This window comes from Corynebacterium tapiri (assembly GCF_006334925.1).
Lineage (GTDB): Bacteria > Actinomycetota > Actinomycetes > Mycobacteriales > Mycobacteriaceae > Corynebacterium > Corynebacterium tapiri.
This window is the reverse complement of the sequence record NZ_VDHJ01000009.1, coordinates 19,230-31,973: the sequence shown is the minus strand read 5'-3', so window position 1 is coordinate 31,973 and position 12,744 is coordinate 19,230. Positions and strand designations below refer to the sequence as shown.

At 62.8% G+C, this 12,744-nt stretch carries 11 protein-coding genes; 4 read left to right on the top strand and 7 right to left on the bottom strand.

All coding sequences use genetic code 11. The annotated features are described in order from the left end of the window. Complete coding sequence (hutI, locus tag FHE74_RS07200) at nt 1-1,182, top strand: imidazolonepropionase (RefSeq protein WP_139465829.1); 1,182 nt, start codon at nt 1-3, stop codon at nt 1,180-1,182. Between the two features lie 21 nt (nt 1,183-1,203). After that, nucleotides 1,204-2,169, top strand: coding sequence for a nucleoside hydrolase (locus tag FHE74_RS07195; protein WP_139465828.1), 966 nt, complete (start codon nt 1,204-1,206; stop codon nt 2,167-2,169). On the opposite strand, the gene FHE74_RS07190 is transcribed toward FHE74_RS07195, so the two are convergent. Next, nucleotides 2,164-5,253, bottom strand: a complete 3,090-nt coding sequence (locus FHE74_RS07190; protein WP_139465827.1) for an exonuclease domain-containing protein — start codon at nt 5,251-5,253, stop codon at nt 2,164-2,166. The genes FHE74_RS07195 and FHE74_RS07190 overlap by 6 nt on opposite strands. Before the next feature lie 44 nt (nt 5,254-5,297). Continuing rightward, complete coding sequence (locus FHE74_RS07185; RefSeq protein ID WP_139465826.1) at nt 5,298-6,335, bottom strand: App1 family protein phosphatidate phosphatase; 1,038 nt, start codon at nt 6,333-6,335, stop codon at nt 5,298-5,300. Between the two features lie 63 nt (nt 6,336-6,398). On the opposite strand from FHE74_RS07185, the gene FHE74_RS07180 reads away from it, so the two are divergent. Continuing rightward, complete coding sequence (locus tag FHE74_RS07180; protein WP_139465825.1) at nt 6,399-6,986, top strand: DUF1801 domain-containing protein; 588 nt, start codon at nt 6,399-6,401, stop codon at nt 6,984-6,986. Here FHE74_RS07180 and FHE74_RS07175 read toward each other — a convergent pair. The 5 genes from FHE74_RS07175 to FHE74_RS07155 form a co-directional block, all read right to left on the bottom strand. Then, nucleotides 6,968-7,471 (bottom strand): GNAT family N-acetyltransferase, encoded by a 504-nt coding sequence (locus FHE74_RS07175; protein ID WP_139465824.1) that lies wholly within the window; start codon nt 7,469-7,471, stop codon nt 6,968-6,970. The two genes, FHE74_RS07180 and FHE74_RS07175, sit on opposite strands and share 19 nt — an antisense overlap. A 420-nt stretch (nt 7,472-7,891) precedes the next feature. Then, nucleotides 7,892-8,476 carry a hypothetical protein gene (locus FHE74_RS07170; protein ID WP_139465823.1) on the bottom strand — a complete coding sequence of 195 codons (585 nt, stop codon included), beginning with the start codon at nt 8,474-8,476 and terminating at the stop codon, nt 7,892-7,894. Between the two features lie 3 nt (nt 8,477-8,479). After that, complete coding sequence (locus tag FHE74_RS07165; protein ID WP_139465822.1) at nt 8,480-9,046, bottom strand: hypothetical protein; 567 nt, start codon at nt 9,044-9,046, stop codon at nt 8,480-8,482. 33 nt (nt 9,047-9,079) lie between these two features. Then, nucleotides 9,080-10,327, bottom strand: coding sequence for a TonB-dependent receptor (locus FHE74_RS07160; RefSeq protein WP_139465821.1), 1,248 nt, complete (start codon nt 10,325-10,327; stop codon nt 9,080-9,082). A 164-nt stretch (nt 10,328-10,491) separates the two neighbouring features. Then, the gene (locus tag FHE74_RS07155) at nt 10,492-11,544 is read right to left on the bottom strand and encodes an ROK family transcriptional regulator (protein ID WP_139465820.1); all 1,053 of its coding nucleotides are present in this window, start codon (nt 11,542-11,544) and stop codon (nt 10,492-10,494) included. A 152-nt stretch (nt 11,545-11,696) separates the two neighbouring features. Between FHE74_RS07155 and FHE74_RS07150 the strand changes: the two genes are divergently transcribed. Next, nucleotides 11,697-12,719 (top strand): MinD/ParA family ATP-binding protein, encoded by a 1,023-nt coding sequence (locus FHE74_RS07150; protein ID WP_139465819.1) that lies wholly within the window; start codon nt 11,697-11,699, stop codon nt 12,717-12,719. Nucleotides 12,720-12,744: the final 25 nt, after the last annotated feature.

Genomic DNA, 12,744 nt, shown 5'->3' with positions numbered 1-12,744 from the left:
ATGACCACACTGCTGACCGGAATATCCCAGCTCCATACCGTCTCTGAGGCCGGGGTCATCGAGGATGCGGCCGTGGTCATCGACGGTTCCACCATCGCGTGGGTTGGCCGCGCCGCCGACGCCGGGGCCGCCGACGAGCGTGTTGACCTGGGAGGACGCGCAGTCCTTCCCGGCTGGGTGGACTCGCACACCCACATGGTCTTTGACGGCAACCGCGCCGAGGAGTTCGAGGCCCGCATGGCTGGCCAGGACTACGCGGCCGGTGGCATCGCCCTGACCATGGAGGCCACCCGTTCGGCTGGGCGGGAGCGACTGACGCAGCTGGTACGTGAGCGCCGTGCCGATGCCCGAGCCGGAGGCACAACCACCCTGGAGACCAAGACCGGCTACGGCCTGAACGTGGAGTCCGAGGTGGAGGCCGCGCAGATCGCGGCAACGCTTGTCGACGATGTCACCTTCCTGGGTGCTCATCTCGTCCCACCAGGCGAGGACGCAGAAACCTACCTCGACCTGGTCGTCGGGGACATGCTGGATGCGGTGGCCGAGCACGTGCAGTGGATCGACGTGTTCTGCGAGCGTGGAGCCTTCAGCGAGGAGCAGTCGCGCCGGGTGCTCGAGGCCGGCCAAGCCAAGGGCCTGGGCCTGCGCGTGCACGGCAACCAGCTTGGTGACGGGCCGGGAGTTCAGCTGGCGGTGGAGTATGGCGCCGCATCGGTGGACCACGTCAACTACCTGACGGACGAGGACGTCGAGGCGCTCGCTTCCTCCGAAACCGTTGCCACCGGCCTGCCCGCCTGCGACCTGTCTACGCGTCAGCCGCTGGCTCCGCTGCGCCGACTCATCGACGCAGGCGCCACGGTCGCCCTGGCCTCGAACCTCAACCCGGGTACGTCCTACACCTCGTCGATGAACTTCTGCGTGTCCACCGCCGTGCTGCAGCAGAAGCTCACGCTGGAGGAGGCCGTCCGCGCGGCGACCTTTGGAGGTGCGAAGGCTCTGCGCCGCCACGATGTGGGCCAGGGCCTCGACCCGCAGGGGCGCCCGGCCAAGGGCACCCTGGTTCCCGGGGCGGCAGCTGACCTGCACGTCCTGGATACCGCCCACGCGATCGACCTGGCCTACCGCCCGGGCATGCCCGCGACGTGGCGCACCTACGTCGGCGGGGAGGTCGTGTTCGGCTAGCTCCATGCGAGAATGGTGGGCATGCATCCCGTCATCATCGATACTGACACGGCGCAGGATGACTGCGTCACCATTCTCCTGGGGCTTCTCGATCCCGCCTGCGACCTGCGGGCGGTAACCATGGTGGCGGGCAACGTCACCTTCGAGCGCCAGGTGCACAATGCGGCCATGACCCTGAGCGTGGCCGGCAAGCTGGGCGAGGTTCCGCTGCACCTGGGCTGCGATCGTCCCATGATGCGCCCGTGGGTATCTGCCGAGGACGTTCATGGTGACGGCTCGGGCGGGCTGAGCATGGAGTTCGACGAGTCCGTGGTCGACCCCAAGCACGGGGTCGATGCCCTCATCGACGCCGTCAACGCCGAGCCCGGTGAGATCTCGATCGTGGCCATCGGCCCGCTGACCAACATCGCCACCGCCGTGGTCAAGGACCGCTCCTTCGCCTCCAAGGTGAAGTCGCTCTACGTCATGGGTGGCTCTAACAACGGCCGCGGCAACGTCACCCCGTCCGCCGAATTCAACTTCTACGTGGACCCCGAGGCCGCGCAGATCGTCATGGATGCGGGATTCAAGGATCTGAAGATTGTCACGTGGGATCCGGTGACGCTTGTCGACGCCACATACAGCCGCGAAGACTACAACAACCTGTGCCGCTTTAAGACCCCGATCGGCAAGTTCTTCCGTCGCGTCTGCGACGCCACCCTGGACTTCAACGAGTCCGTTGGCGTCATGGGCTCCACGCACCCGGACTCCATCACGCTGGGAGCCCTGCTCCACCCCGAACTGGTTCTGCAGGAGGGCAGCTACCGCGTGGACGTGGAGTGCCAGTCCACCCTCACCCGCGGCTTCAGCGCAATGGCCTGGGACAAGTACGACCTCGAGCCGAATGCCACCGTCTTTGAAAAGCTCGACGGCCAGGCCTTCTACCGCATTCTCGAGGGCATCCTGGCCACCGAGACGCAGCCGAGCCGCGAGATTGAGGGGTTATAGGGAGCGCACGGTCTCAGCGATGTCCTCTTCGCGTCGGTGATTGAAGGTTGCCACCAAGCGGCGCCGGGGTGCATCCGGCTTAAGGCCTACTGCCTCGTTAAGGGTGGCAAGACTGTTGCCTCGATCATCCATTCCGGCGTAATTCAAGACGTCGTCAAGCCCTGTCAATCCCTGAGAACGGCCCGTTGCTGGGGAGACGTTAAACGTGCCGTCTGGAGCGAAACTCAACCACACGCGATCCCCTTCGACAGCGCCGAGGTCCACCAGAAAGCGTCGGATCGTCCCGACAGTGACGTTCGTGCGTCCAAAAGTGATCACCTGTTCGCCCAGACGAGAGGTGAACGACCTCTTGCCCAAGAATGGGATGTCGAACATCGCGGCAAGGCAGCGGGGAACAGGAGATCCCGATCCGCGCAAATGGTCGTGAGTCAGGTCCACCAAGAATTGCCACTGGCCATCGCGCATATACATTCCTGCAGATTCCTCAGGAGTAGCTGTGACTTCTACCGTTTCGTCATTGTGAACGATATTGCCGTTCTTGATGCGGAATTCTCCGCTTGAGCAGTACGTGCGCAACGAGTTCACCGAGACTCCGAGTTCTTCGCACTCTTGGGCTAACTCGTCAAAGGGATATGAACCAGTGGCCTCGAGACGAGACTTTATGAGGTCAGATAGGGTAGTGAACTCCTCTCCGCCCCACTCCACCAGGGCCCAGGTGCCGCGTCCCACGCGGTGAACACGCTCGTCCTTAGACAGCGCGTTGTCGAGCGAGCGGGGTGAGCCTTTACCAATGAGGTCGATCAGCTCGTCGGCGGTCAGGGGGGTTTGCTGCACTGCCAATACGGCGACTGCTCGGTCCTGGGTAGATCGAGTTGCTGTGAACACGTTGCCATCAAGGATCACCCAATGCGGGGCAGCACTGCGCAACCAAGCGAGACGGGTCTGATCATCACTTGGGCCATATTCCTTGAGCTCGTCCAACGGCAAGACACCGTGGGGAGATTGATGGGCTTGGGCAAACTCCAGGAGCTCTTGCACCGCGGTCGTAGGTTCGACCCATCCATCGCGATCAACCAGGGAATCCGAAAACGTTAAAGCTGCGCCGAGGAGCGTCTTTTGACCAAGTACAGGGGTTCCCCAATACTCGTGAGCTGCCTTTAGATTTTCCGGGCGAACGGGCTCAGTGATCTGAGACTCTAGTGCTGCGATGTGGAACGACAGTGCATCGCGCACGCGGGTGCGCAGCGGCCGTTCCAGCTGCCGGATTCGTTCACGGGTGACGGAGTGGCGTTTGCCTAGTTCCTCGAGGCTCATGGGAGTGCTGGCCAGGATGCGCTCGCTGACGATGTCAGCGTGACGCGGATCCTCAGCACTAATCGACTTAAATTCGGAGATCACTTGATTAACCGATTGAGCTAGCCTTCCTGCAGCCTGTGCATCCAAACGCCGGGCAGCTAGGCGAACTGACTCGGGGGCCTCGGCGACCAAGGGAGCAAGTTGTTGGTTGGTGATGCTTAACCAGCTGAGAAGCACGTCCGCATCAGAAACAACTGATTCTGCGTCATCGACTTCGGAAACCTCAGCTTCAGCTTCTTCTAGGTACAGGGTGTCAGAACTGAGGTAGTCGTCCTCTTCGTCCAGCGCTGCGATAACCACGGCGTGGACAAATTCCTCCAGGGTCTTAGCGCCAACCCCCGGGATGTTCTTCAAATCTTCGACCGAGGCATCAAGCGGTGCTGGATACAGATTTAGCCACCGCTTTACGCATGTACGCGACGTGTCTATGCCTTCCGGAAGCAGGTTAGAACGCAGACAAGGCGACATTTCGGACAACTTGAGTGAACTCTTGTCCGCAATCCAGGAACGTGCCACGGAGCGAGGATCTTCCTGCCCATCCGTGAACCAGGGGAAATTGGCAGCTTCCAGATCAGGCGTTGATTCGACGGCTTCCACCGTCGCTTTCTGGTGCAACCGCGAAAGAAGCTGAGCGAGGTCAGTCTCGCTGATGATGGGAATCCCATTAGCTCGAGCCTTCTTGGCCTTACCGCTACGCGACTCGTTAACAGCGGCAACCAGCACGCAGTTCTTCTTAACCACGCCACCTACGGTGAAGCCAGCAGCACGTGCTCGCGCTTCCCATTCCTCACGGGGTAGCTCGAATTCACCGGTAAAGGCAATGCGGCCACCAGGGGGCAGCGTCACCGAAGGCTGAGGAGGCGTAAGCAAACGCTCCACATGCTGCTTATCTACCTTTAGTGCGTCCGCGGCCGCGGAGATCGAGCGCTGCTCGTCGGCCGTCACAGTTCCATCGGCCCAAGCCTGAACTGCCATCCGCTTTAACATTTCCAGATGTACTCGGTGAGCCTCATCGCGTGACAAACCCAGGCTCGAAGCCTTCTGTTCCAGATGCGAACGTTCGGCGTCGGTGATAACTCCGTCATCCAGAGCCTCGATGAGCACATGCTGGTAGGCATCAGTTTCGGCTTGCCCGGTAGCTATCGGACGGGGAAGAGCAGGTCCGGTTCCGTGCTGGAGGGCACCGGAGGGCATCTGAACGGGACGGGCCACGAATGTGGCACCAGCTTCGACCAGCGATCGGAAGAGTTGGGCGGTGGCTTCTGCGTCGGCCAACGCGGAGTGCGCCTGACGATTGGTAATTCCCACTGCAACCAGGGCGTCCTCCAAAGAGGAGGGTGATCCTGGGAGGTGTAGTTGAGACAACCGCATAGTGTCCACCGACCAGCTGCTTGCCTTAGGGAGATCGTGCCCAAGGCGGGAAAACTCCTGCATGAGCATTCGTGTATCAAAGGCCGCGTTATGGGCGACGAGGATGTGATCGTCGAGAAGCGATGCAATGCGCCCGGCAACTTCCCCAAATGTCGGAGCTGAGTCGAGATCCTTTGCGGTGATGCCATGGACGAAACTGTTGGGAATGTGCCGGTCAGGCTGGATGAGGGTGCTAAAGCGCTCCTCAGAAGAAAAATCCTGGTCGAAGGTGACTACCGCGATCTCAATGATGCGGTCCTGAGTGGAAAACCCGGTGGTTTCACAGTCGACAACAGCAACTTTGTGGGGAAGACGCATGGGAATAAATGCTAATAGTTCCCAGGAAACTTTGTCGTTGCCTTTTATTTAACAAACGGGTTCTGCTCATACTCCGCCAGCAGAGCGTCCCCGTCTGGCGCGGAAATCGTAGGCACACCGGCGCGAGAGGTGCGCGCCGGACCGGTTAACGAGGTCGTGGTGCCGTGCGAGAGCACGTGCTCAGCGGGAGTGAGCTCACGGATGGCTACGCCGCAGACCTTGGTTGCGTGTTCGGCGACCAAGTTTCCGTAGGTCAGCGGGTCGTGCTGTCCGTTGTCGCCCACCAGGATCCAGCAGATGTCCGGGTAGTCAATGATGAGGTTGCGCAGCTGAACCTTCTTGTGCTCGGTGCCGTTGCGGAAGAGACCTGTTGGGGTCGGTCCCCAGTCTGTCAGCAGCAGCGGTCCCTTGGGCAGGTCCTCCTCTTCGAGGAAGCGCACGAGGGTGTCGTAGGTGTTCCAGGCGCCGGTGGACAGGTAGAACACCGGGGCATCGGGGTGGTCTTCCAGGAGCTTCTTGTAAAAGCGGGACATGCCCTTGACCGGCTGGCGCTTGTCGGTGCGCTTGACCCACGAGTTGTAGGCAGCGTGCATCGCACGGGGCAGGTTGGTCACCAGCACCGTGTCGTCGACGTCGGACACCAGGCCGATCTTCACGTCGTCGCTGGTCACCAGGACCTCGGCTTCGGCGTCCTCAGCACCTTCGGCGCACACAGTCACGGTGTTCCACCCGGGTTCCAGGCCGTGGTTGTCCACCGTGACATCAAAGTATCCGTTGTCGTTGGTGAAGGTCTCCACAACGGAGTCGCCGATGTGTACACGCACCGGCACATCTCCCACCTGGACGGTGAAGAACTGGCGGTAGCCCCGCTGGGCCTCCTCCAGGGCCACGGTGCGTTTGCTGGCTTTCTGCTCAAAATCAGGATCTTCCATGAGCACGCGTCCGATCACGTGGATTCGCTGCTGCGTGCCATAACCGCGGTAGGGGTGGATGGTGGGAACCCATCCCTGGTTTTGTGTGCGGCGCACGCCGAACTCGTTGATTTTTTGCTCTGCGGTGCGAACGATGTCAGAAAGTCCCATGACGTAGAGCCTACTTTTTCAGCCCGATTCCTGAAGGGTTAAGCCACACCTACACTCACCTTTATGAGCACCTCTTTGGAAGACATCCCGGGCCTGTCTCGTCCGCTGCGTTCCGCGCTGGCGGAGGCTGGTTTTTCCACTTTGGAATCGCTCGACGAGGCATCCCATCCGGAGCTGCTCGTCATGCACGGGGTCGGGGCCCGCGGGCTCGAGCGGGTGCAGGCTGCGCTCGTGGAGCGGGGTATGACTTTGCGCGAGGTTCCGGGGTCTGCGCGTGCCCCTAAAAGTGGGCGCACAGACGCCTCGCCGGAGGAGTTTCTTCGGGGGTTGCAGGGGCGTCGACAAGCGCACGGAGAACTGCTGATGGAGCTGTTTCGCGTGGCGACGCGCACCTCTCCCGCCATGTGGGGCGACACCATGATCGGGTTTGGTGAGCGCCGCTTTAGCTACGCCGACGGGGCCGAGGGCGTGACCTTCGCCGTGGGATTCAGCCCACGCAAGGCCAAGATTTCCCTCTACGGTATTTCGCCGACTCCGGAGTTGGGCACGTACACCGCGGGGGCGAGCTGCGTGTACATCAATAAACCGGAGGACGTGGACCTGGATGTGCTCGCGCGTGCGGTGCGCGAGGCCTACGAAAATGCTGGGTGATAGGTGACGTCGCCAGCGGGGTAGCGGGAGTCGCAAAGCCGTAGGGCCGTGAAGTACTGCGCGGGCGCTCCGGGGTAGGTCAGGCGCTCCGCCTTGGCGAACCCGAAGCGCTGATAAAACCGCGGCTCGCCCAGCACCACCACGCCACCGGCCAGGCCCTCGCGTAGTGCCTGCAGTGCAGCCTCCACCAGCGCGGACCCGATTCCCTGATTCTGGTGCGTTGGGTGCACCGACACCGGCCCCAGGCCGAACCAGCCTCCGGTGCCGTCCTCGATGCGCACGGGAGACATTGCGACATGCCCCACGATGTCGGGCCCTGCCACTGCCACCAGAGAAACTGCCAGGTTGTCGCTGTCGCGTAGCTTCTCGACGATCTCCGCCTCCGTCCCGCTCGAGTACTCCACCTCAGCGAAAGCCGCGTTAGTGACCTGCGAGATGGCAGAGATATCCGCATCGGTTTCGCGGCGGATGGTCACGTTGTGCATGGCTGGAAGTGTAATGGGCTGGTTGGTGGCTCGCGGGTTGTGGGGACATGCGTAAACCTCTAAAGGAATCGGCACAAAGGACTCGCCCTTTAGAGGTTTAGGGCGATTTTCTGGATCCTTTGGCCCTATTCCTTTAGAGGTCTGTGGGCGGCGCAGGGTAGCGGGGTTTCTCGTTTGGGGTTTGCTGCGGTGGAGCGTCCGAGAGGCTTATCGACGGTGTGCACTCCCAAACCTCTAAAGGAATCGGCACAAAGGAGTCGCCCTTTAGAGGTTTAGAGCGATTTTCTAGGTCCTTTGGTCCTATTCCTTTAGAGCTCTGTGGGCGCGGAGGAGCTCTGCGCACGCAAAGCCCGCCTAGCAACCCGGCACCCGGCAACCCGGCACCCGGCAACCCGGCACCCGGCAACCCGGGCGGACGGGTTATCCGAAGACCGGGGCGTCGTCGATACGCAGCTCCGAGTAGCGAGCCTCCGGAACGGAGGACGTGTAGGCCTTGCCCACCGGCACCCACTGCTGGTCAGAGGAGCAGCGCACATCCTGGTTGTCGCTGTCCAGCATGGTGAAGCCCCACACGAGCTTGCCCTGGCGGTTGGCCGGCAGGGTGTAGGGGCCGACCACCTGGTCGAGCTTCCAGTACTGCTCGTGCACGTAGGAGAATCCGTACTGCTGGGTCAGGTACTTGGCCAGCTCACCCTTGGCCTTGATGGTGCCGGAGACCTCGGTGGTCTGCACGCGCTTCTCGGTAACCGTGTGGGTGACCGGGACGTCGTGGTCGTTGCGGTTGGCCACGCTGGCGGCGTCGGTCTGCTTGAACCAACGACGGGTCGCGTTCATGTACACACCGTTCTGGCCAGGGGTGGAGCAGTGAGTACCGGGCTGGTAGTCGCTGTTCCAACGCTGGGGCAGCTGGAAGTCACCGGGGAACGTGCCTGCGTTGGCCACGCTGACCGGGGCCAAGCAGGCCACGGCCGCCGCAGCGGCGCTAACAATCAGACGCAGCTTCATGGGTTAGCTCCACTTGATGTTGTCGCGGGTGGAGATCTCCACGTGGCGCTCAGCCGGCAGGGTGGCGGTGAAGGTCTGGCCGGTGCCCTGCCAGGTGTGGTCGTTGTTGCACACAGTCTTCTGGCCCTCGAAGTCGGAGACCACCCAGCCGGCGCGCAGCACACCGGTCTTGCCCGGGGCCAGGTCGTACGGGCCGATCTTCTCGCCGACCTCGTAGGTCTGGGAGTCGGTGTAGCTGGTGGAGATGGAGATGTGGATCAGCTCGAGGATCGGGAAGTCCACGCCGGCGGAGACGTTCCAGGTCTTGGTCTTGGTCTCGGTCACCGAGCGGGTGATCGGCAGGGGAGTGTCGTTGTAGTTGGACACGGTCCAGGAGCCTGCGGAGCTGTCGAAGTAGGTGCGCACGATCTTGATGGTCTGGCCGGTATCACCCGGGTTGGCGCAGCGCTCGCCGATGGTGGTCGGGTTAGCGGTGCCGAAGTTCTTGGCGGGCAGGGCGTCGGCGGGGGCAGCAGCGATGGTGGCCAGGGTGGCAACGGCACCGAGGGTGGCGGCGATCTTCTTGATCATGGGAACAGGCTCCTTGAAGTGAGAAATGAGGGGTTAGTTTGCAGACTGGGTAGGCACGGGCAGCTGTGCCCACTGATCCGGGGTGACGTCTTGCTTACGGACGGATCCGTCAGGCGAGGTGATGGTGGCCTCGGCCCAGAACCCGACCGGGGCAGAAGCCTGGTCGAAGGTGTGCTTCAAGCTGTAGGTGCCGTCCTTGCCGCAGGTCATCTCGGTGTAGTTGATGCGAGTCATCGTGGTGCCGTATTCGACACGCACGCGCTCACCCTTGGCAAGGACCACCGGCTTGAGCTCGGTGTTGACCGGCATGTAGGCGCGGTAGATGGCGCCCACCGACTCCAGCCAGCCGTCCGGGGCGTGGTGCGGTTTGACCACATAGGAGCTGGAGAAGCCGTCGTAACGCCCACCGACCACGAACTCCGTACGCGGAGTGAAGGTGTACTCACCCTCGGACCAGTTCAGGAAGTCGGTGGAGTAACCGGGCTTGCGGTACGTCGGGTTCACACCCTCGATGGAGTGCGGGTACCAGCGACGATCGCGGCACTTCTCGCCCTCCTTCGGCCAGGAGGGGTCGCGCTGGAAGCTGGCGTTCGGCGGGATGATCGTGTCCACGGTGGGGTTGGCGATCTTCTCCAGCGACGGGCCGGAAACCTCGGTGTAGGTGTCACCGGACGGCTTGGAGTTGGCGCCAGCGCTACGCGACGGGATCTCCATGGCCAGGTTGGACACGGTGCCATCGGCGCGGATGATGTAGGCGAAGGCGTAACGCTCGGCCGGGCCGGTGCCACGGATGACGTCGGCGCTAGCCTCGTTGGACAGAATGCCATTTTCACACTTGGTGAACATGGAGATGAAGTCCTTCTCCAGCACGCCGTACTCGACGCGGAAAGACTCACCCGGCTGCAGCTTGATGGGGCCAAAGGTCTCGTTGGTCAGCCAGCCGTTGGACTCCTTGAGGCCGATGTCCGACTTGGCGGTGGTGTTCCAACCGGACGGCAGGGAGGCCTTGGAGTTGGCACTGATCTCGTGGTTGGTGCCCGTCTCAATGGTGGCGGTGTAGTCGACAGCCTGGTCGGTGGTGTTGGCGAACTGCACGGTGCCGTCGCTCAAGTAGCGACGCCCGATCTCACCAAAGCGCCACTGCGGGGCCTGGGATCCGTCGCACTGCTCGTACAGGCCGGCGATGGGGTAGCCCTGGGGCATGGCCGGAATGGCCTGGGCAACGGGGCTGGCCGTTACGGCGATGGCTGCTGCTGCCGCCGCGGTCAGGAATCTCCGCATGTTCTTCTCCTTGCTGTCGTACCACTGGCTGCTAGGCCACTGGGGAATAACTTGACACTAAGGTGGAGAACACTGAATTCCCAAGCTCAGAAGGCGTTTTTCGGAGAACTCGGGACTTAAGTATCTTACTTAAATTTTACTATTGACTCGCGCGTCAGCCAGTGCTAGGCAAATGCAATCGGGTCATGGATCATGTGATCCAGAGCGGCCGCTCGCGCGATCGCCCGCACGACCTCGTCGTGGGTGGGAATGAGTCGCAGGGGCACATCGGTGTGCTCACGCACGGCGCGCGCGAAGCGAGATGGGGCCTGCGGGTCATCGATGAAGGCAGAGCCGGCGACCACCACCAGCTCGGGGGAGTGCTCTTCCACCAGTCCGGTCAGTAGCTCTGCTAACCCGCGGGCGCGGGCGTCGAGAAGCGATCGAGAATCCGCAGATTCATCCGCGACCAGCTCGCCGAAGGTGCGAAAGCCCGTTCCTTTGAGGAGGCCGGCGGTGGGCAGGATGGAATCGTCGGCAAGCGAAACGGGGAGGGGGCGCACGCCGGACGGGGCGGTGACGGCAGCACCCACGGAGTCGTCCGCAAAGAGTGCGAGGGAGTGCTCGTTGAGCTGGCGCGACTGCAGCTCGGCGCCGAGGATGGCCGGCACGGCGGCGGCAATAGTCACGGGCACCGAGAACTGGTAGCGCAGGCGGGCGGCGACGTCGACGTCGTGCCAGCCGATCGAGGGGGCGCTGATGACGTCCCCGCTGTCCACGCGGCCCGGGAACGTAATCCCCACAGTGCGCAGCGGGCGATCCAAGCCAATGGAGGTGCGGTGCAGGGCTGCGATGAGGTGCTCGACCACGTCGTCCGGGCTCATCTCGGCAATGGGCAGGTCGATGGAGCGGCTGCGCAGGGTGCGCCCGCGGGTATCGAAGAGCCCCAGGTAGGTCGAGTGTGTACCCACCGCGAAGCCGGCGTGCACCCAGTCCATGTCCACAACCTCGAGCGGGACGGTGGGTCGGCCTCGGCCAGTTGAGCGGGTCAGGTCGGTGCGCTGCTGGACTAGCCCATGATCGATCAGCGTGGACACCGCTCGGGTGACGGTGGGCTGGGAAAGCCCGGTGGCGTCGATGAGGTCGCGCCGGGTGGTGAGCTGCTGGTGGCGCATCACGTGCAGGCAGCGCGCCGCGGGCGTTGAGGGGGGCGCGAAAGCAGGCTCGAGGGTAAGCATGGTGAATATAATAGCGCGCCACTAGACTGCATGGTCTATAGGGTTACGTACTGCTTGGTCTATAGGGGTTTCGCTTCTCGACGCGCGCCTGCAGCCGTGATGCGTTAGAAAAGGGACACACCTTGTCCACGCGATTTTTGGGGGAACATCGCATGACTCATCACGCTGCGCGTCGCGTACCCGACCCACAATCAGTCAACCTCGTGCCGCCACCGGCCCTGGATCACAGCAACCTGCTCAATCCGGTGCGCCGAGCGCCGCGTTCCGGGTGGCGCAAGGCCGTGCACCGTCTAACCGGCGGCCGCATCAACCCGGGCGATAATCCGGATGCGGTGGCCCGCGAGGAGCTTTTGGAGCGAGTGCGCCGCCCGCTGCGCGGGGACTATCGCATTGCCGTCATGAGCCTGAAGGGCGGGGTAGGCAAGACCACTACCACGGTCGCGCTCGGCGGAACCTTCGCGTCTTTGCGCGGAGATCGCGTGATCGCCATTGATGCCAACCCGGACTTTGGAACCCTGGCGCAGCGGGTGGCCACACCCGATGCCGCGGCTCCGGCCACGATTCGCGACCTCCTGCAGGCACCGGAAACCACGCGGTACCCACAGGTGCGGGCGTTTACCACGCAGGCCCGATCGCGTCTCGAGGTCATCGGCTCAGAGCGCGATCCCGCCGTGTCGGAGGCGTTTAGCGAGTCGGACTATCGGCACGCGGTGGACATCCTGCAACACCACTACAACATCATGCTCACCGATTGCGGGACGGGATTGCTGCACTCCGCGATGGCCGGCGTGCTGGACCTGGCCAACACCCTGGTGCTGGTCACCTCACCCGCCCTGGACGGTGCGCAATCGGCCTCGGCCACGTTGGACTGGCTCGCGCTGCACGGCTACGAGCACCTCGCGGCGAACTCCGTGGTGGTGGTCTCCTCGGCCCAACCGGGGAAGTCCACGATCGACATGGAACAGCTGGTGGGCTACTTCCGCTCCCGGGCCCGTGCGGTGCACGTCATTCCCTACGACCGCCACCTAGCCGAAGGATCGGCGGTAGATCTCGACCTCCTTACTGCGGCGACCCGGGAGGCCTACGTCGAGTTAGCTGCCCTGGTGGCCGAGGACTTCGATTCTTGGCACAAGCACGCGCGGGATGCAGCGCCGGTGCGTGCTCGGGTGGAATAAGGCAGTAATAGCTGGTTAAGATACG